This window comes from Cyclobacterium salsum, assembly GCF_010119245.1.
In the GTDB taxonomy this organism is placed as follows: Bacteria; Bacteroidota; Bacteroidia; order Cytophagales; family Cyclobacteriaceae; genus Cyclobacterium; species Cyclobacterium salsum.
Genome location: NZ_WNKG01000003.1, coordinates 91,135 through 113,035 on the forward strand (window position 1 = coordinate 91,135; position 21,901 = coordinate 113,035).

Here is a 21,901-nt window from a genome sequence, read left to right on the forward strand (position 1 = left end):
GGTACGGAATTGGTTATTTGCAGGATAGATTGTAATTTAAACGGATCATGAATTTATCCTTGCCATGCAGTTAAAAAAGGGCTCTTACTTTCCTACAGGTGTTTTATTTCCGTTGCTTGCCGGTGTAATGGTATACGCCTGTGAAGAAGCAGAAATCAGCGAAAAAATCCCGGAACAAGTCAGTTATAATTTCCATATCCGCCCCATCTTATCCGATAATTGCTTTGCCTGTCATGGTCCGGATGCGAACAAGCGGGAGGCAGGATTGCGTCTGGACCAGGAAGAGGGGGCCTATGCCTCCTTGAAAGAAAACCCGGAAAACCATGCCATTGTACCCGGTAGTCTCAGGGAATCAATGGTGTTTAGCCGGATTACATCGAAGGAGGCCGATCAGCTGATGCCTCCCCCCGAGTCCAACCTAAAACTTTCTGAGCGGGATAAACAACTTATCCGGAAGTGGATTCAACAAGGGGCGGAATACGAAACCCATTGGGCCTTTGACCCCCCAAAAAAACATACCCCACCCGAAAACAATCACCCGGGATGGTCTTCCCATCCCATCGATAAGTTTGTGTTTGCCGGCCTGAATTCCACGGGGCTGCAACCCAACCCGGAGGCAGCAAAGGCCTACCAGTTGAAACGGCTGAGCCTGGACCTTACCGGCCTTCCTCCAAGTACCGACGAGGTAAAAAGCTTTGTGGGTGGGGACCGGTCCTGGGAGGAAATGGTGGATTATTACCTGGAAAAGCCAGCATATGGAGAAAAAATGGCACTTCTCTGGCTGGACATTTCCCGCTATGCAGATTCATTTGGTTACCAAAATGATAATATCCGGACCCAATGGCCCTACCGGGATTGGGTGATTCATGCCTTCAACCAAAATTTATCCTACGACACCTTTTTGACCTGGCAATTTGCCGGAGATTTGCTTCCGGAGCCAACCAAAGAACAATTACTGGCCACGGCTTTTAATCGCAACCATAAAATCACAGAAGAAGAAGGGGTGATTGATGAGGAATACCGGGTAGAGTATGTGCTGGACAAAACCAATACCTTCAGTAAGGTAACGCTTGGGATAACCATGGAATGCGCCCAGTGTCACGATCATAAGTACGACCCGGTGTCTCAGCAGGATTATTTCAGCCTGTATGCTTTTTTTAATAATACCCCGGAGAAAGGTTTTGAAGGTGGTGCTGGTTCTCCTGTGAGGGCAAAAACCCCTTTGATTTGGGTAGAGGAAGAAGATACCCAGGGGATTTTATCCTTTGTTAATCATCCGGACACCGCCAAAGTGGCGGTTTCCATTATGAAAGACTTGCAGGATTCCATCCGGCCCACCCATGTGCTGAACCGGGGAGTGTACGATGCACCGACAGGTGATCCCTTGCCTGCTGCTACCCCTGGCGTTATCAAACCATTTGATCCCGATTTGCCCCCAAATCGATTGGGATTGGTTCAATGGGCGTTGGCAGAGGACCATCCGCTTACCTCCCGGGTTTTTGTTAATTTGATTTGGCAGGAAATTTTCGGTCAGGGGCTGGTTCCGTCGGCAGGTGATTTTGGCATGCAGGGAAAACTACCTACGCATCCTGAATTACTGGATTGGCTGGCCGTAGATTTTCGTGAAAACGGTTGGGATATCAAGCGACTTATCAAAGTGCTCGTTACCTCTGCTACATACCGGCAATCGGCTGTTATTCAACCTGAACATCTGGAAAAGGACCCAGATAACGTTTATCTAGCCCGTTATCCCCGTTTGCGGCTGCATGCCGAATTGATTCGTGATTACCTGCTATCCAGCAGTGGATTGCTGGTTCCGGAGATCGGTGGGCCCAGCGTAAAGCCCTATCAGCCGGAAGGGTTATGGGAAGCATCCAGCTCGGGTAGGGGAGAGCTGAACATTTACCGTCAAGATAAAGGCGATAAACTTTATCGGAGAGGGATTTATACCTTTATCAAATTAACCTTGCCACCACCCTCCTTATTGATTTTTGATGGCAGCAACCGGGATATTTGTCAGGTCACCCGCAGCCGAACCAACACCCCCTTGCAGGCCCTGGCATTGCTTAACGATCCCATGGTATTAGAAGCCTCCAGGGTGATGGCTGAAAACCTGATAACCACCCACAACTCACCGGAAGAAGCCATAGAGGAAGCCTTTATCCGTGTTTTGTGCCGGTTTCCCAAAGACGAGGAAAAGGAGGCGCTGCTGGCCTTTTTTCAGGAAGAATCGGAACACTATAAGGGGGATCCACAAGAAGCAAAGAATCTGCTGACTGTGGGAGAATCTCCCCAAAAAGAAGCCACGGCACCGGAAAGAACAGCTGCACTGATGCAGGTAATAGTCGCCCTTTATAATCTGGAAGAGACGCTTACCAAAACTTGAGCACGTTATACCCCTTTAACTGATTGGATTTAAAGCTTGCATGCCGGTATGCCTCGAAATGGGCTAATATTTTATTCTTTCGCACCGTCAATTGCTGTGACGTGCTGCTCTCCCAAAATTGGAATCGATGCTTGGTCCCTTATAAAGTTTAAACAAGTGAATTAAACGCCTGAGGAAGAAACAAAATATTCGATCCATAGGTTTGAGACCAAATACCAGTAGCTTTCCGCAAGCGATTAAGGAAGAGCAGGATAGGCGAGTATGCATTTTTTACCGCTCTGGTAACAAAAAATTAATTTTTATTTAAACCTTGGAATATAGGAAATATTTCGAATTAGTCTTAAATTGAGTTATTAAATTTGTAAGCTTATTAATTTGGTACATGTTTTATTTTCAGGCATCAGGTTTTGAAAAGGAGAAATGCGTTTCCTAACCAATTGCCAGGAGTAATGTACGTTGATTAACAGCTTTCTACGTAACCTTAAACCCGAAATCGGCTTGGTTTGCACCATTCCGGTCAGAATTAGTATAAAAGGCAGGTCTAATAATACATGGGATGGTTAAATTTATACTATGCTAGCTTCCTATCAAGGCCTGTTTTTGACGAATTCTAGCCTTTTTGCTGAAATTTTTGCATGATTCGGGTGAAATCAGAAGTTGGAATTCCCTCATTTTTCGGAATTTCAATAGGTATCCGTTCTTAAGAAACGGGTAACAAGGCCTGAATCTTTTGATTGCATTTCAAGATTGACACTAATCCTAGAGAATCCTTTCTTTTTTGGAAGGCTAGGTAGTTAGGTTAATCAGGAATCTTTTGAAGATAAACAGGTTTTAAAAACTTCTAAATATGGTTTTAATCAGATTGTAACCTTCAAAAATGTTAACCCAAGCCTGCAATGAATCTGGAAAACAGTTCCTAAACCCTCTCAAAGCTGCTCATGAGATGCCATTTCAAACGGGTCTTTTGATGCTATGATCAAATTTGACCATACTGTCTCGGAAGAAACTCCGTGTGTCAAGCAGCTTACTTTTCTTGATTGCCCCTATGGGCAAAATCAACCTTTTACCACGGAACTACAGGCCTGAAAAATGATTCCTGTTCCTGAATCTTTCATTAGGGACCGGGATTGATTTGACAGCCATCGCTCCCCGTGTTTGCTCACTAATCATAAACTTCAAAATCTAATGAAAAATAAATTACTCAAGGCAGGACTAAAACTGCTCGAAAGGGCAGGGTTTGTCCTGGCTATTCCATTGATGATCTGCTTGGTGCTGAATCAGCCAGTTCAGGCAGCAGCAATAGCAAAAGATAATTCCGGCTCAACGTTTCAGGAAGCCGATGTGACCATTTCCGGTACGGTGCTGGATGAAAACGGGCAGCCTTTGCCCGGTGCCACCATTTCCGTACAGGGCACCACTCGTGGTACAGTCACCGATCTGGATGGAAAATTCTCCATTACCGTTCCAGAGGAATCTTCTCTTGTAATTTCCTTTATAGGTTACGAATCTCAAACCATTAAAGCGGGCAATCAATCCAACATAACCATTCGCATGAATCAGGATTCTTCAGCATTGGAAGAAGTAGTGGTGATTGGTTATGGTACCCAGAAAAAGTCGGATTTGACTGGTTCGGTGGGTTCCGTAGGAGAGGGCGAATTAAACGAACGCCCTTCCCCTTCGCTTAATCAGGCTTTGGCAGGCAGGGTTGCAGGAGTTCAGGTAAACGTGAACTCGGGAAGGCCCGGAGGTAGAACCAATGTACGTATCCGTGGATTCAGTTCTATAAACTCCTCCAATAACCCACTATATGTGGTGGATGGCGTCCAGCTACCCATGAGCAACCAGGCTCAGGCCAGTAATGCCATCGATTATATTAACCCCAACGATATTGTCTCTGTTGAGGTATTGAAGGATGCTTCCTCTACTGCCATTTATGGGTCCAGAGGTGCTAATGGTGTAATCCTAATTACCACCAAAAAAGGTAAGTCCGGTGAAGGAACGCTGACTTACAATGTAGATTTCAGCGTAAATACCATCGGACCGAACAGACCAGAAGTTTTGAATGCAGCAGAATACATGGCTGTGGAAGACCTCGCTTGGAGAAACATGGAAAAATACGATCCAGAAGGTTGGAATGCGGGAAGGTGGGCCTATCTGAACCCCGCACTTAGAAGAACCGATCCCAGGGTGTTTGACAGTCAGGGCAACCCCTTGTTCGATACCAACTGGTTGAATGAGACGACTCAAAACAAATTGTCCCAAAACCATCAATTGGGATTTACCGGAGGCAATGAAAGGACGAAGTACTCTTTATCGTTGGGATATAGAGATGATCAGGGTTTGTTAAAAACGTCCTACCTTACCCGCTACTCCACCCGCTTCACCATTGACGATCAGGTCAAACCCTGGTTGAGTGTAGGCGGTACCATAAGTTATAATAATCAATCAGAAAACCTGGTGGATGTCAGTGATGCGGTGCCCAGACAAATTGTGGAGGATTTTCCGTTTTTGCCCGTAAGGTATGAAGACGGCACTTTTGCCAACAACCGTGATTATCCTTTTGCAGAGGGCACCATGAGTTCCATGCACCGCTTGTATGGCAGGAAGTACATATTGAATACCCAAACCACTCTGGGAAGTGCTTATTCCAATATAAAATTTGCAGAAGGATTGGAAATGCGGACAGTATTAGGGGTAAATATTTTAACTCAGGAGAATAACCAATCCAGCACACGGACGTTAGCCATAGGCCAATCTGGAACTGCATCCAAAAGTTTGCAACGGGACAGTTTCTGGTCGCTGGAAAATTACCTTACCTATAATAAAGTATTTGCAGAAAGACATGCTTTTACCGGATTATTGGGTATTTCCTGGCAGGAAAATACGTACTCCAGCATGAGTGCCAGTATCCAGAATTTTGCTACGGACTTCTTTACCTATAATAACCTGGGAGCCGGATCACAACTTCCCCGAGTGGGCTCCAATGCTTCACGACATGCATTGAATTCCTATTTTGCAAGGATAAATTATATCCTGGACGATAAATATTTATTTACTGCAACCGGTAGGGCAGATGGTGCCTCCAAATTCGGAGAGAATAATAAATATGCCATTTTCCCCTCTGCTGCTTTGGCCTGGAGAATGTCAGAAGAAGCGTTCTTAAAAGGAAACAGTACCATTTCAAATTTGAAGTTAAGAACCAGTTATGGCCTTACCGGAAACTCTGAGATCCCGCCTTATTCTTCCCTTTCCCTATTGAGCTCCAATTATTCGGCCATTTGGAATGAGACCCAAGTAGGTGGAACAGGTATCAACCGCCTGGCCAATCCTGACCTTAGATGGGAAAAAACGGCTCAGACCGATATTGGTTTAGAACTAGGTTTGTTTCAAAACAGGCTCACCCTGGAATTTGACTACTATTATAGAAAAACGACGGACATGTTGTTAGACTCTCCCGTTCCAAGAACAAGTGGATATGCAACGATTAGAAGAAATGTGGGTTCCATGGAGAACAAAGGGGTTGAACTCACTCTAAATGCCGTGATTGTAGAAAAAGCAGATTTCACCTGGAATAGTAGCTTTAACTTTTCTGCCAACCGTAATAAAGTATTGTCATTGGCTACGCCAGCAGATATTTTTGGTGTAGGCGGACCTAATTTTACCAACCAGACCAATATCATTCGGGTTGGAGAACCGGTAGGATCTTTCTGGGGTTTGGTGAGGCTAGGAACCTGGAATGAATCGGAAAGAAGTGAGGCAGCGGAATATGTCAGTTACAGAAATGGATTAACCATCCTTCCCGGAGACATCAAGTACCTGGACGTCAATGGGGATAAAGCCATCAATGATTCTGATAGAATGATTATTGGAAACGGCAACCCTGAATTTTGGGGCGCGCTTACCAATAATTTTCGCTTTCGAAATTGGGATTTGGCCATCGATCTTCAATACATGTATGGAAATGATCTCCTGGACATGAACCTGCACCCAAGTGAAGACCGGCAAGCACTTGCTAACAGTTATAGGACTGTTTTAGATGCCTGGACTCCGGATAACCAAAATTCAATGGTGGCTGAAATTAGGGATACCAGAGCTGGCTATGTTACTAATGTGGATTCCAGGTGGGTTAAAGATGCGTCGTTTTTACGTGGAAGAAACCTGCTATTAGGATACACTTTTCCCGTTGAGGTAGCAAATAGGCTTCGTTTGAGTAGGCTGAGGGTGTATACTTCGACCCAAAATTTCTTCCTTATCACAGGAGATGAAATCATTGGGGATCCTGAAGTGGCACCGATCCGGGGAGGAGATGGAAATAATGTATTTTCCCAGGGAATGAACTGGCACAGCTATCCTAAGCCAACCACTTATTTATTGGGTATTCAGGTTGCATTGTAATTTTGGGAAATAATTAATGAAACTAGAAATGAAAAATATAATAAAGAAAAGATTTTGGATCCATATAGGCATTAGTTTGCTTGGCATGGCTGTTTTGACGGGCTGTCAGGATTTTCTGAGCGAAGAAGATCCGTCTAACCTTACACCGGAAAGTTTTTATACGATTCCGGATCATGCCGAAGCAGCCTTGGCCGCCGTTTACGCAGACACCAGATTCATTGGAGACGGCGCAGGTATATTTTCCTCTACCTGGCAGCTTGTAGAAGCACCCACTGGAACTTCAACTACGGAGACTGCTCAAAATTCCGATTTAAATAACCTGTATGGGTTGATCTACGACGGGCGTACCCAACATGTGATCAATTGGTGGAATGGCTTATACAAAGTGATCGCCCAGGCGAATTTGGTATTGGACAAGGTGCCTGCCATTACACCTATGGATGAAGCGCAAAAAACAAAAATTCTTGGAGAAGCAAGATTCCTAAGGGCTTGGGCCTATTTCTATGCGGTTCGCCTTTGGGGGGATATCCCATTGATCACTGCCCCACAAACCGCCGCTGCTGAGGATTTTAGGCCTTCACCGGCTCCCCAATCCCAGGTATATCAACTGATTGTGGATGATTTGAAAGCGGCGGAGGCTGCTGGCCTTCCCTGGATGGATGTGAGCGGAAGGGCATCTCTTGCAGCTGTGAAAAGTCAATTGGCAAAAGTTTACCTGACCATGGCGGGATTCCCCTTAAGTATGGGCACTGAATACTATCAGATGGCGGCACAAAAATCAGCCGAGGTTATAGAATATGCCAATGCAAATCCCAATGTCATCAATTTGTTTCCCACCTATGGAGATCTCCATGATGAAACCAATGATAACTTATTGGAGCACATATTTATGTTGCAATACAACATCATTGTTGCCGGAAATCCGATGAATAACATGTTTCCAAATTTCAAGCCGGTAACCTTTCAGGGACCTTCCGGTACGGGAAGCACGGTACCTACCAATGATTTTTATAATTCCTATGAGGAAGGAGATTTAAGAGCCGTCAATCAGGAAGGTTTTTTCTACACCAGCTATTATACCAATGGAAGTGGAGAACCCTTTGATTTGGGAGCGCCGTATATTTTCAAGCATTTCAATCAAAGAGCTTTGGGATCAGAGGGAAATCCTGGCAACAGAGCCAATAATTTGAATGTTCCGTTGATTCGTTTTGCAGAAATATTATTGATTTATGCAGAAGCCCAGAATGAATTGGCGGGGCCTAATGCCCTGGCACATGAAGGCTTGAAAAGAATCAGGGATCGTGCTCAATTGGAGACGCCTGCTTTAGGGGATTTTACTACCGAAAGCTTCCGGGAAGCTGTTTGGAGAGAACGGTGGCATGAACTCGCCTACGAGCAGATCACCTGGTTTGACATGTTGCGGCTTCGCAAGGTTTACAACGAAATTACTAATGGTTTCGATAACTTCGTCGGTCACGAGAACCTAAGTTCTAACCAAACCTTGCAGGAAAGACATTATTTGATGCCATTTCCCTTGCCTGAAACGCAAAACAACCCGAATCTGACGCCCAATAATCCGGGGTATTAACCCGAAAATAATTTATATCTGAAAAGGGGAATGACTTTCCATTTGGAAGGTTATTCCCTATTTTTAGTAAATACAAACAAGTCACACCCAAAATAACCCAATAAATGAAGGAAAAGAACGACATTTCCCGCCGAAAATTTATCCTAAAAAGTGCTACTGCCGCGTTGGCCCAACCACTAATATTCCAACTTCCTGCTTTTGCAAAAAACAAAAAAGCCAAGCTCAGGCACGTGTGTGTCGGCGTAGGGGGCATGGGTTGGCACGATCTGAATCGGTTTAAGTCCCATCCGGAAGTAGAAATCGTAGCCCTGTGTGACGTGGACGAAAACCATTTGGCCAGGGCATCGGAGATTTTGCCGCAGGCCAAAACCTATACCGATTGGCGAACCTTATTTGCCAATGAAATGGGGAATTTCGATTCCATAAACGTCAGCGTGCCGGACCACAACCACTTCCCGATCATTTACCAGGCCATTCGGGCCGGCAAGCACGTATATTGCCAGAAACCCATGTGCCACGACGTAGCTGAAATCAGAAAACTCACCGAAGCTGCCAAAAAAGCTGGCATTGTCAGCCAGCTGGGAACCCAACATGCTTCGGGCAAAGGGGATCGTACGGCCGTTCAGTGGATTAAGGAAGGGCATATCGGAAAAATAAAGCAGGTGTATCTCTGCTCCAACCGGCCCGGTGCCACGGAGGCCTACCGTTTTGAAGGACCCCGGCCAGCGAATGGCGAAAATCCCCCCGCCCACGTTCATTGGGAGCAGTTTATTGGCACCGCGCCGATGCGGCCCTATGCGCCCACCATTTACCATCCCTCCAAATGGAGGGCCTGGCAGGATTTCGGTACCGGTTGGTCCGGGGATATTGGATGCCACATTCTGGACGCTGTCTGGAAAGGAATGGGATTGACCGCGCCCCTTTCGGTGACTGCGCGGGTGCAGGAATCCTGGGAGCAATCCCCCGCCCGCAGAGCAGATACCTGGCCACAGAGTAACCACATCACCTGGGTATTTCCGGGTAATAAAATGACTGCAGCCGATGAGTTAAAAGTAGAGTGGTTTGATGGGGAGTTTTATCCCCCCGAAGAAGTCCGGGCCTTGTATTCCCTGGAAGATTATCCAGCAGAGTCGGCCATGCTGATTGGTACCGAGGGAGCGCTATTGATTCCGCATACCAAAATGCCCGTGTTGTTGCCGGAAAGTAAATTTCAAGCGGTAGTCAGCCCCGATCTGGAAGAACGGGACCATTACCACCATTTTGTGGATGCCTGCCTGGGGAAGGTGAAGACCGAAAGCGATTTCGCCGTTTCCGGTCCCATGTCCGAAACGGTGATTTTGGGTACCGTGGCGATTCGCATGCCCAATACCCTGCTAACCTGGGATGCCCGCAGAATGAAAATCAGTGAACCGTCCGAAGCCAATCGCTACCTTTCCAGGACCTATCGGAAAGGCTGGGAGATTTGATTTAACTCGGCCAAAACGACGACTATATTTTCTTGGACGAATAGCCAGGACCGGTTTTGCCAAAAAAACCGGTTTTGGCTTTTTTTTGACGGCACCTGTGCGAGGCACTTTTGACGTGTAAGGGATCAAAAGAGTAACCGGTTCGCATAAAAACCGTACGTACATCGCCAACTTGTAAAATTATTCAGTAATTTAGGAATCGTGCTCAAATGACGTTTTCCGGCCCTCTTATGCGTTATAAAATTTTCCTTCTGGTACTGCCGTTCTTTTACTCCATTCACCTGGCAGGGCAATCCATAGTCCCGGAAAAACCGAATATTCTTCTTATTTTAACGGACGATCAGGGCTATCACGACGTGTCCTACTACGGAACGAAGGACATCCGAACACCCCACATCGATGCGCTCCGAGCGGACGGCATGCGGCTGGATAATTTCTACACCAACTCCCCTGTCTGCGCTCCTACCAGAGCTTCCCTGTTGTCTGGCCGGTATCCCGATCGGGTGGGAGTGCCGGGACTGATTCGCTCAATTCCGGACAATACCTGGGGCTACCTGGATCCCAAAGCAAAACTGCTCCCCTCCCTGTTAAAGGAACAAGGCTACCATACCGCGCATGTAGGCAAATGGAACCTGGGCCTGGAAACACCCAACCTGCCCAATGAGCGTGGTTTTGATCACTTTCACGGCTGGCTGGAAGACATGATGGACGACTACTGGACCCATCGCCGGCACGGAAGAAATTACATGCGCCTGAACGAGGCAACTATTGATCCGGGGGGTCATGCCACCGATTTGTTTACCCAATGGTCCGTTGACTACATTCATTCCAGGGAAACTGCTAACGAACCGTTTTTTCTTTATTTGGCTTACAATGCACCGCATTTTCCGGTACAACCCCCGGAGGAATGGTTGGAAAAGGTGAAACGCCGGGAACCCGGCCTTTCAGATACCCGGGCCGAACTGCTGGCCTTTATCGAACATATGGACGATGGTATTGGAAAGGTGGTGCAGGCACTCAAGGAAACCGGACAGTACGACAATACGCTTATTATTTTTACCAGCGATAATGGAGGGCATTTGCCCAGCCAGGCCAATAACGGGCCTTTGCGAGATGGGAAACAAAGCATGTACGAAGGGGGATTAAAGGTCCCAACGGTAATTTCCTGGCCGGGACACATACAAGCCGGATCGGTATCCACGCAGGTCAATCTGACCATGGATGTACTCCCTACTCTGGCGGAACTAGTGGATAGTAGCAGCCCTCCAAAAACGGATGGACGTAGTTTCTTACCAACATTGCTGGGCAGAGAGATGAAAGAAGCCGATCGCCCACTTTACTTTGTGCGAAGAGAAGGAGGAACCCGCTACGGTGGCAAAGCCTACCATGCCCTGAGGCTGGGGGACTGGAAACTGTTGCAAAACAGCCCTTACCAACCCATGGAATTGTACCACCTGGAAGAGGATCCATTGGAACAAATAAATCGCATAGAAGACGAGCCGGAAGTATTTCAGGAATTGCATCGATTGCTACGCCGACAAATCCAGGAAAGCGGAAAAGTCCCCTGGCAGCGACCGGATTGAAACGTAACCTTATAAAACCCAAAAATAAAATTTCAATGAAATCAGTTTTAGTAAAAACACTAACCCTTTCGCTAGGTCTTTTTAGCGGATTAATCTCGGTGAAAGCAAACCCGGATCCAATTAAAAATGAACCTCCCAATATCATCGTCATTTTTGCCGATGATTTAGGCTATGGGGATTTGGGGGTTTTTGGACACCCGACCATCCGTACCCCCAACCTGGATCGCATGGCTTTTGAAGGGCAAAAGTGGACCAATTTCTACGTGGCCGCTCCAGTCTGTACGCCCAGTAGGGCCGGTTTGCTTACCGGAAGACTGCCCATTCGCTCCGGCATGAGCAGTGATAAAAGGAGGGTGTTGTTCCCTGATTCCAATGGAGGCTTGCCGCAATCGGAGATGACCATTGCCAGGGCCTTAAAAGGCAACGGCTACCGTACCGCAGCCATCGGAAAATGGCACCTGGGTCACCAATCTCCTCATTTGCCCACCGATCATGGTTTTGACAGCTATTTTGGCATCCCCTATTCCAACGATATGGACAAGGTAGAGAAAACGGATCATTTTACGCTGGCCGATCAAGAAAGGTACCAGGCCTACAATGTTCCGCTTATGGAAGATAAGGAAATCGTCGAACGGCCTGCGGATCAGCGAACCATTACAAAGAGGTATACGAAAGAAGCCATTGGGAAAATTAAAGAATTCGGAGAGGAGCCGTTCTTTATTTACCTGGCGCATAACCTGCCCCATATTCCCTTGTTCCGATCGTCCGAATTCAAGGATGAATCCCTGGCGGGCATTTATGGAGACGTAATCGAAGAGATCGATTGGTCCGTGGGGCAAATTCTGGAAGCCCTGAAGGAAGCGGGTGTGGCCGAGAATACCCTGGTGGTCTTTACTTCCGATAATGGACCCTGGCATACCTTCCGCACCCATGGCGGTACGGCCGGTTTGCTCAGAGGAGCCAAAGGCGGCACCTTTGAAGGCGGGATGCGGGAACCCACGGTTTTCTGGTGGCCAGCGGGCATCAAACCGGGAGTGGTACGCGACATGGCCACTACCATGGATTTGCTACCAACTTTTTGTGCATTGACCGGTACGGAACTCCCTTCAGACCGGATTTACGATGGATTTGATATCAGTCCCTTACTGCGCGGTACGGGCAAAAGCGAACGGGAGACGGTGTTTTATTACCGGGGGCAACAAGTTTATGCTGTCCGTAAAGGGGATTACAAGGCTCACTTTATCACCCAACTGGAATACGGAAATCCTACGGCACACCCCGTAACCCAGCCTTCAGTGCCGCTGGAAAATTCCCCTACGATATTAGAAACCCCGCTATTATACAATGTCAATATAGACCCCGGTGAACGATTCAATATTGCCGCCGACCATCCCGAGATCATCGCCGAAATCAGGGAAGTGATGGAGGCGCACAAAGCCAGCATTGTACCGGTAGAAAATCAATTGGAAAAATAAACCGCTGTTCGGATGAACCGGGCCAACAGGTGGGTTGCATCACTATATGAACGAGGATTAACTATGAAGCAAAAAATGATCTACTTCCGAGTATTGGCGGCCTGCGTGCTGGGCCTTGCCGGACAGACCGAGGGGCTCGGATTCCAAAAGACTGAGCGCCCCAACGTCATATTGATCATCACCGATGACCAGGGGTACGGGGATCTGGGTTTGCATGGCAATTCCCATGTTCAAACACCCGTCTTGGACAAGCTAGGAAGGGAAAGTGTGCGCCTGACCAATTTTTACGTGTCACCGGTTTGTGCGCCAACGCGCTCCAGTCTGATGACCGGAAGGTATTCCCTGCGCACCGGCGTGCGGGATACCTATAACGGCGGCGCCATCATGGCTACCGAAGAACTGACCCTTGCCGAGATGCTGCAGTCTACCGGCTACCGAACGGGTATTTTTGGAAAATGGCATTTGGGTGACAATTACCCCTTTCGACCCGGAGATCAGGGTTTTGAAGAATCCCTGATTCACCTTTCCGGCGGCATGGGGCAACCGGGAGATTTTACCACGTATTTTCAGGGAGACCGTAGTTATTTCGATCCCGTTCTTTGGTACAACGGGGAGCAAAAGGCCTTTCAGGGCTATTGTTCGGATATTTTCACCACAGAGGCGTTGACCTTTATCGAAAAAAAGGCAGCGGAGCCGTTTTTCCTCTACCTTTCATTCAATGCTCCCCACACCCCCTTGCAGGTTCCGGACAAGTATTATGAACGGTACAAGGACCTGGATCCCTCGGCCGGATTTGACGAAGACGGCCGTCCCTTTCCGGAAATGAGCGAACGGGACAAAGAAGCTGCCCGAAAAGTCTATGCCATGGTATCCAATATCGACGATAACGTGGGGAGGGTACTGAATAAGCTGGAAGAACTGGATATTGCGGAGAATACGGTAGTGATCTTTATGACCGACAACGGTCCCCAGCAGGCCCGCTACGTGGGGGGGATGCGCGGTAGAAAAGGAAGTGTATTCCGGGGAGGCGTGCGGGTGCCGTTTTTCCTGCGGTTACCGGATCGGCTGGAGGGAAACCGAGATATTTCCACCAGCCTTGCCCATATCGACGTGCTGCCCACGCTCGCTGACCTATGCGGGGCGTCCCTTCCGACAGACCGGCAAATTGACGGCAAAAGCTTCTATCCCTTATTGCAGGGTAGGGATGCGGCCGGCTTTGACGAAAGGCCCCTGTTTTTTTATTGGACCCGCAGGTACCCGGAATTGTACACCAACGTGGCCCTGCAAAAGGGAAAGTATAAGTTGGTCGGGAATACCAATTTTGATGCGGAGCCGGGTGATTTCGACCTGTTTGATCTGAAGGAAGATCCATACGAAATGAACTCCATCGTAGATGCAAACAAGCCGCTTGCGAGCGCGCTAAAATCAGAAATGGACGAAATGATTGCAGACCTGACGCAATCTCCCCACCTCAACCAGCCCCAGCGGGTAATCATCGGCAGCGAGGAGGAAAACCCGGTTTACCTCAACCGCAATGATGCCGGAGGAGAACGGGGCATCTGGACCCAGGAGGAAGTGTTCGGGATGTGGAAGGTCAAAACCCTGGAGGGCAGGTATAATATCCGCTTCAAATTTATCAAACCCTTGGAAACGAAAGGGAAGATGGTATTGGAAACGAACTCGGTAATTATTCAGGAGCAATTCGAAGCAGTACCTACCGATGAAATCACCTTGGAGAACGTTTACCTGCCGGAAATGGAAGTAGACCTGATTCCCCATTACGTAACGGAGGGCCGGAGTATTTTCCCGCTATGGGTAGAGCTGGAAAAGATTACTGGTCCATGATATCCAAAAGCCCAGATTTAACAATTTTGGTAACTATTCTTTCAATAACCTTCTATATTTTCGAGGATTTATCGGAAAATCCAGGCCTGAAGGGCCTGAACAACAATAACCGTGGGTGCAGCCCACGGATATCGACCGCTAATCACATTCAACCCCGGATGGGGTTGAACCTGACGTAGATGCCTTTAAGATCAAATATTCTTGCTGGTACACCACCATTTCGAAGCTGATGGCATAGGAGAGCTTATCTCCGGATAGGACAGTTGGTTTGCAGTACCTTGTTCAACCCACTTCGGGGTTGCGGGTAGGATAGACCGGCTCATGATCCCCGGGTTTCGCCCGGGGTTATTGTTGTTGAAGCCCTTCAGGCTTCGGAGTAGAATAGGGCTTTTTTCTTTGGAAGTAATTTGGTACTTCATTAAAATATGGTTGGACCAAATGAACAGTAATTTTAGTAGATATCAAATAAGACTGTTGATGCTTTTCTCAGTAAAGGCAGGCCTGAAGGGCCTGAACAAATAACCGTGGGTGCAGCCCACGGAAAAGAAACCAAAGAAGTACCTCCAACGCCGGAAGGGGTTGAACCTATCGTGCCTACGTTTCAAAATAACTATTACAATAATCAAATCCTTATATCCACCCATGGTCAGCAGGGGAAAGGGTATTAGAAAAGGACATACCGTGTACGTATAAACGTGTTCAACCCACTTCGGGGTTGCGGGCAGGATCGACCGGCTCATGATCCCCGGGTTTCGCCCGGGGTTATTGGTATTGAAGCCTTTCAGGCTTCGGAGGCGAACGGAAGCTTGTTTCTGGGGAGTTTATGCGGGACTTCACTTCATCGGATTGGGCTAAATGGAAAATATTTTCTATGGACGTTGATTTTGACTGTTGATGAATCTCTCAGTAAAGGCAGGCCTGAAGGGCCTGAACAATAATAGCCGTGGGTGCAACCCACGGAAAGCAAACAAAGAATTGCCTCTAACCCCGGAAGGGGTTGAACATTTGTTATAAGAAAAGATAACGTTCGTCGAATTCAATACCATTTTCTTTCAACAATCGTTTGTATTCCTCCAAAAAGGATTCCTTTTTGTGATGTTCTTTCTGCCTTTTGATATAAGAAGTAATACGGTCTTTTTCTCCGTAGGTACAAGTAAATGCACCGTATCCCTTCCCCCACGCGTTCCAGCGGGGGAAACTCGTGTGTTCCTTCATCCATAAGCTGCTTGCTACTTTTATGTCTTTAATGAAATCGGATAAAGACAGGGTAGGATTTAAATCAGTCAATAGGTGAATATGATCGGCGATTCCGTTTATCTGGTAAAGCGTACAACCTTTATTTTTAACGATACCCCCAATGTAGCGGTACAGTTCTTCGCAATGAGTATTGGGAATTGTTTCGTTTCTGTTTTTAGTTCCTAATACAGTATGGTAGAGTATTTGTTTGTAACTGCTCACTAGATCAAAGAGTTAAGGTTTGAAGAAAGTTACGAAAAATAATTCTTTTTCGAAATGTTCAACCCACTCCGGGGTTGTGGGCAGGATAAATTGGCTTGTTGGCCCCGGGTTTCGCCCGGAGTTATTATTGTTGAAGCCCTTTAGGCTTCTGAGTTGAATAGGGCTTGTTTCTTTGGAAGTAATTTGGTACTTCATTAACATATGGTTGGACCAAATGAACAGTAGTTTTAGTAGATATTATATAAGACTGTTGATGCTTTTCTCAGTAAAAGCAGGCCTGAAGGGCCTGAACAATACTAACCGTGGGTGCAGCCCACGGAAAAAGCAAATAAAAAAGTACCTCCAACCCCGGAAGGGGTTGAACCTTGATTACATTCGTTGTAAAATTAGCGCTTCTGGAGATTGGGTCATACGATCAATTCCAGATCGGCAGTGGAGACCCCGCTGGCTGTAGGATCCACTACCCCCCATCTATCAAGAACGAATGTGGGTGATGCAATCGGCAAAAGGCCATTAGCAATGGCAAATAACACAACTTAAAAAAGAGAGATTCAAAAACGAATAGCCGCATCTTTTATGAAATATTTCAGCACCTTCAGCTTTCCGGTTCCCACCTTAACCGACACATTTGGGTGCCTAATGCCGGGTCATGGTTAGAAGAAAGGTAAGTTTCCCCTCTGGGTGTAGTATCCATTACGCCTCTCTATCAAGAACCTACTTGAGCAACGCAATTGTTAAAAGGTCATTTGCAATGGCCAAAAACTAGCCACAAGAGGAAAAGGTCTACAAAATGTAGGGCTCCTCATCTTGTAAAGTAAAACAACCATCGGTTATTTCATTCTAGACGAATCCTCACGAAGCCCAATTCATCATCTATATTTTCATACAACCAGATTTTGTTATCCGCAAAAAAGTGTTGGCGTGGATTTTTTGGGTATTGCTCCAGATACGTCTCACCGAGCATCGTTAAATCCTTGTCCAAAACGGTGAGGTATACTTCTGCGCCGGTTTCGATTGCTTGTCCGTATTCGTCCAGGTTTTCGGAAAATTGGGTTGTGAACGATAGCCGGATGTAACGCTGAGATACCGGGTCCCATTTAGGAGGTAAAAAATAAATCGACTCATTGAATTTCATATAATGTTCTTCCGCCTGCAGCAGTTCCACCGTTTTTGGGAGTTTGTATTCATTTTGGTTGGGTGTAAGCTGGCTTTCCCAGGTTTTCAGGTACAGGGAATCCAACCGGATATCGTACACATAGGCTTCATTGAATGCACCGTTGGTGATTACGATTTTGTTGTCCTGGATCGCGTGTGCTATAGGTTTTGGGCTGAACCCTCCTGTAGGTTTTCCCTCGTGTTCGATTTCCATCCGGTAGTCGTTGAGCTTCCTGGTCTCGGGCAACGGTATTTTTTCATACGACTCACTTTCCAGGTCAAACCGGATAAGAAAAAATTGGTGGTCCTGCCACTTGCCGTACAGCCCATAAAACTTGTTCGCGTCACTGGGATGCTCCATCAAGCGTATGGGAAATGTTTCCGGGCTCTCAATTTCCGGGGCTATTTTGGTCAACTTTAGGTCCCTGACTTTCTTGCCCTCCTGATCAAATAAAGCGTTGAGTCGATCAGACCAGACCATTACCTGGTCGAATCCGGTCAATGCATAGCCGAAAATATTTCCTCCCATTCCATCGGGACCTTCCTTTTCGTATTGGAGGGTCTCCTCCAATACCAAATCGGTCAGATTGACCTTATCAAACCTGGCCTCGCCATAGTTATAGTGATACAGGTAGTTACCATCGGCGGAAAGCTCGGGGTGGGTAAGACCGAATTTCAGGTTGATGATGCTGCCTTGTGGATCAATGACCACCGTATCCTGGGTCAATAAAAAATCAACATGGGCCGCTGGCTCGGATTTTTTTTCTGAGCAGCCTAAAAGAATAAGTAGACTGAATACAAGTACAGGAGTTTTCATTGGTTTGGATTGATTGCGGTCAACAACTAGGATTCTTTTTACGGGCGAATATCCTTCTTAAAATCTGGAAAACAGGAGTTTAAATATATTTAAAATTATAGTCTTATCGCACATTCATTGACGTATTTTAACTTCTTTTATTAAATGGAGCATGTCGAAGCGGCTGCATCCTGTCCCTAAAGATGATCGTTAAAATAAAGCTGGCGCTGAATAGACCATGTCTCATAAGGTCCACAAACGGACCGAAGGTTTCGGGTATGAAAAGGAATTGATTCGGAGTCAAGATTCCTTTCAATCCGACAGGATTTGATAATTGATCGATGTAATCCAATAGTCCGGAAGGGGTTAAATCGGAATTGCATGCCATGTAAGAAAAACGCTTCTGGAGTTTGAGTCATACAATCAATCCATAGAAATAAATTTCTATAAGATCTTCTTCAGCCTGACGTGTCAGTACGAACTTCATTGCCGATTTTTAGCTCGCTTCTTGGCCTCCTCCAACACCTCTGACATTGATTTTGAGGAATATCCGCTTTCCTCTCCCTTAATTAGTTCAGCACGTAACCAATTTCGTTGTTCTTCATGTTCTCTTTGCCTTCGGATCAAGTCATTGATCAGCTCGCTTTTACTAGCATATTCGTTGTCTTGAATTTTTTCCTTCATCCAACGGTCATTTGGCTCATTTACTGTTATTGTTTGTCTAGCCATTACGTCAATTTTGGTGTAAAAATACACCGGTTAACCTGCATAAGCAAGTTTTCCGATTAAGACCAGAAATTGGTATGGCCGGCAAATGCGCATTAAATGAGCGATTTCTATACATGGGCTCCATTCTTTGTGACCAGCCGCTGGCTGTAGTATCCATGACACCCTTCTATCAAGAACGAATGTAAATGATGCAATCGTCAAAAGGCCAATTGCAATGGCCAGCAACAAACCTCACGAGGGAAAGATTTACAAAATGTTTAGCAGAAAAGGAAAACAACTGGTTTATCGCTGAAGGTGTTGCATTTAGGAGCTTGTCATCTCCAATAGAATATATTAAGCGTTTTTCCCATCAACAATGGTGTCCTGCAACTAGGACGGATGGCTTGAGAAAAGCAATAAAAAAACCATGCCTTCAGAGAAAGCATGGTTACCAAAAGGAAATAAATTTGATTTAAAAACCGAAACCTAAGTAGATTTGACCTACCCCATTTTTAGAGTTGTCAGTCAGGTTTCCAGCCAGGCCATCATTTCCGACCTGCCTAAGGCCATAATTATACCGGGCGCCCACGTTTACATTCTTGATGTCAAATCCAACGCCGACGACCAGCCCGTAGTCTATCCGGTTAAAGTCATCCGTGTTTAATTCGCGAACCTCGGTGGGGCTGGTTTCGGATGATTTCCAGTTATTTACATTCGCAGAAAGCAAATAGCTCAGGTAGGGGCCTGCATGAACATTCAAAGGTCCCAGGTTGACCGCCAAAGCGATGGGTACCTGTATGTAATTAAGATTGAACCGGATCTCTCCACTCTCGATTCCAAAGACGCTTTCGAAATCGGAACCTCCATAAGAAACTTTGGAACCCATGTTGGTATACAATACTTCAGGCTGTACGGCGACGAAGCTATTGACAGGTATTTTTCCAAAAACCCCAAAATGAATACCGGCCTTCATATTCTCGTCTTGAACGTTGGGCTGATCCACGTACAGTTGTGATAAGTTAAGCCCTCCTTTGATGCCAAATTTAGGCCCTGGATTGTTGTTTTGGGCAAAAGTGCCGGAGATGCCCGCCAGGAAGGTCAAAAAGACCAGGGATACGGCGGTAACTATACGAATTGATGCTAAATTGTTCATGATTTTGTCCGTTACAATAATTATAAGGTTTATTAACAAGACAAATTTACTACTTATTTTTGTTAAAATATTACAATAAAAAATAATAATATTATATATTTTTTTGCTGTGCATTCCTGAAGTATAAAACGGCTTTTAACCCCAGTTTGATCAATGTATTTACCTGAAATGTGTATTTTGCCAAACGACATTCTTCTTGACCTAATCGGGCAGAGGAAAGTCAAGGTGTCCGAATACCGACCAATCGAATGCGGACAAATTCCTCCGGCGCAGTCAGGGGATTGCGTAAAATTTGTTAATCCGATAAAAAATTAATCCCGGTCGTCTTTTCGGTAGCTTTCCAACAACCCCATCAGGTGTTTGACTTTTTCCGGATGCTCTCGGGACAAGTCCCGGGTTTCTCTGAAATCGGCTTTTAGGTCATACAGTTCCTTACTTCCATCTTGCCGAACCAGGAGTTTCCAATCTCCCTCCCGCACGGCGGAAGCTCCCTTTATTTTCCAGTAAAAGGAACGGGTCGGTTGCGGGCTAGCCTCTGGGTTTTGCAGGTATTTCCAAATGGATTCCCCATCTATACGCTGCCTTTCCGGATTCGGAATTCCTACAAGTTCCAACAGGCTGGGAAGCCAGTCAGCCATATGGACAGGCAGGGACATTTTCCCGGAAGCGAGCCTGCCCGGCCAGTTGATGATTCCGGGAACCCGTATACCTCCTTCATAAAGGTCTCCTTTCCAGCCCCTAAGAGGATAGTTATTGCCCAATACTGAATGCGGTTTGTCTGCATACTTTCCCCGGTAGTGCTCCGTGCTTTGCCAGCTTTTTTGCCCGCCGTTATCACTCAGAAACAAAATGACCGTGTTTTCTCGCTGACCGGTTTCCTCCAAGGTTTTCAGAATTTTGCCAATGCCCTCATCCAGATGGGAAACACTGGCGGCAAATAACTTTCTGGAGGGGTGCATCTGCGGTTTGTCATCATACAGGGAAAGGTAGGCTTCCGTTTCCTCCAGCGGATAATGTGGTACATGATGGGCCAGATACAGAAAAAAGGGTTTTTCCCGCTGTTCCTCGATTATCCGGATGGCCTCGGCAGTAAGTAGATCCGTCACGTGCCCCTGCTCGTCCAGGTATTGATCGTTTCTATGCCAGGATCTTCTATCGGTTAGCTCGGTTTCTGTTTTGTATTCATGGGTGTAAGGGTCTATCTGTCCGTCAAAATAGCCATAGGATTGATCAAACCCGTACTTCAACGGGGTGTAGGGAGGAGAACCCAGGTGCCATTTTCCTACAATGGCGGTAAAATAGCCTGCATCCCGTAGCAAGGAAGGGAGTGTCGGTGTACCCAAATCGATCACCTCCCCATATGCCGGTGCCAAAACCCCAAACCTGCTGGGGAACTTTCCCGTCATCAGGCTGACCCGGGTCGGGGTGCAGGTGGGCATCACGTAAAACTGCTCCAGAATTTTCCCATTCCGGGCCAGGCGATCAATGTTTGGCGTGAGAATTTCCGAACCCTGGTATCCCACATCCGACCAACCCAGGTCGTCCGGAACGATCACAAGGATGTTTGGCTTCTGTTCGGTTTGTGCGGTGGAGGGGGTGACGAGTAAATAGAGAAGGAAAGGTAATACGGCGTATAGGTTTTTCATTTTGGGAAATTGCTTTTCGTTTGATACAAAGTAAGAAAATTTCATATAAAGTTCGCCCGTATCGGTAAGGGTTTTTGGTTGTTTTACTCCCATTAGCCGAGGCTATGAAACACAAGCAGGCATTATTATCAAGAAAGGCAGTTTTTGGGTAGAAAAGCCGGGCAAAGAAAGGGCTACCGGGATTTATCTTTAAGACCTCACCGGAATTGGTAAATGAAATTATCGTCCTAGCGATTTACTTTAAATA

The 21,901-nt window shown here is 46.5% G+C and carries 13 protein-coding genes; 8 read left to right on the top strand and 5 right to left on the bottom strand.

What is annotated here, in order from left to right; translation table 11 throughout:
* The first annotated feature begins 64 nt into the window (after positions 1–64).
* The 8 genes from GJS45_RS05895 (at position 65) to GJS45_RS05930 (ending at position 15,676) form a co-directional block, all read left to right on the top strand.
* A complete protein-coding gene (locus GJS45_RS05895; protein WP_162340552.1) occupies positions 65–2,386 on the top strand; it encodes a PSD1 and planctomycete cytochrome C domain-containing protein in 2,322 nt (773 codons plus the stop codon).
* Positions 2,387–3,643: 1,257 nt separating this feature from the next.
* A complete protein-coding gene (locus GJS45_RS05900) occupies positions 3,644–6,781 on the top strand; it encodes a SusC/RagA family TonB-linked outer membrane protein (protein WP_202928049.1) in 3,138 nt (1,045 codons plus the stop codon).
* 85 nt (positions 6,782–6,866) lie between these two features.
* On the top strand, positions 6,867–8,369 hold the full coding sequence (locus GJS45_RS05905; protein ID WP_394366575.1) for a RagB/SusD family nutrient uptake outer membrane protein: 1,503 nt from the start codon (positions 6,867–6,869) through the stop codon (positions 8,367–8,369).
* Between the two features lie 104 nt (positions 8,370–8,473).
* Entirely contained in the window at positions 8,474–9,835 is a 1,362-nt protein-coding gene (locus GJS45_RS05910) for a Gfo/Idh/MocA family oxidoreductase (protein ID WP_162340555.1), read from the top strand.
* A gap of 230 nt (positions 9,836–10,065) precedes the next feature.
* Positions 10,066–11,418: a sulfatase family protein gene (locus GJS45_RS05915; RefSeq protein ID WP_162340556.1), complete on the top strand. Its 1,353-nt coding sequence runs from the start codon at positions 10,066–10,068 to the stop codon at positions 11,416–11,418.
* A 35-nt stretch (positions 11,419–11,453) separates the two neighbouring features.
* Positions 11,454–12,893, top strand: a complete 1,440-nt coding sequence (locus GJS45_RS05920) for a sulfatase family protein (protein ID WP_162340557.1) — start codon at positions 11,454–11,456, stop codon at positions 12,891–12,893.
* A 75-nt stretch (positions 12,894–12,968) separates the two neighbouring features.
* On the top strand, positions 12,969–14,738 hold the full coding sequence (locus tag GJS45_RS05925) for an arylsulfatase (protein ID WP_235954632.1): 1,770 nt from the start codon (positions 12,969–12,971) through the stop codon (positions 14,736–14,738).
* A 695-nt stretch (positions 14,739–15,433) separates the two neighbouring features.
* Positions 15,434–15,676 (top strand): hypothetical protein, encoded by a 243-nt coding sequence (locus GJS45_RS05930; RefSeq protein WP_162340559.1) that lies wholly within the window; start codon positions 15,434–15,436, stop codon positions 15,674–15,676.
* Between the two features lie 70 nt (positions 15,677–15,746).
* On the opposite strand, the gene tnpA is transcribed toward GJS45_RS05930, so the two are convergent.
* The 5 genes from tnpA to GJS45_RS05955 all read right to left on the bottom strand — a co-directional run bounded on the left by tnpA (position 15,747) and on the right by GJS45_RS05955 (position 21,654).
* Complete coding sequence (gene tnpA / locus GJS45_RS05935) at positions 15,747–16,196, bottom strand: IS200/IS605 family transposase (RefSeq protein ID WP_162340560.1); 450 nt, start codon at positions 16,194–16,196, stop codon at positions 15,747–15,749.
* An 835-nt stretch (positions 16,197–17,031) separates the two neighbouring features.
* Positions 17,032–18,168 (bottom strand): DUF4221 family protein, encoded by a 1,137-nt coding sequence (locus GJS45_RS05940; protein ID WP_162340561.1) that lies wholly within the window; start codon positions 18,166–18,168, stop codon positions 17,032–17,034.
* A 462-nt stretch (positions 18,169–18,630) separates the two neighbouring features.
* A complete protein-coding gene (locus tag GJS45_RS05945; protein WP_092176156.1) occupies positions 18,631–18,876 on the bottom strand; it encodes a ribbon-helix-helix domain-containing protein in 246 nt (81 codons plus the stop codon).
* 451 nt (positions 18,877–19,327) lie between these two features.
* Positions 19,328–20,008 (bottom strand): porin family protein, encoded by a 681-nt coding sequence (locus tag GJS45_RS05950; RefSeq protein ID WP_162340562.1) that lies wholly within the window; start codon positions 20,006–20,008, stop codon positions 19,328–19,330.
* A gap of 311 nt (positions 20,009–20,319) precedes the next feature.
* Positions 20,320–21,654, bottom strand: coding sequence for a sulfatase-like hydrolase/transferase (locus GJS45_RS05955; RefSeq protein ID WP_162340563.1), 1,335 nt, complete (start codon positions 21,652–21,654; stop codon positions 20,320–20,322).
* Positions 21,655–21,901 lie beyond the last annotated feature (247 nt).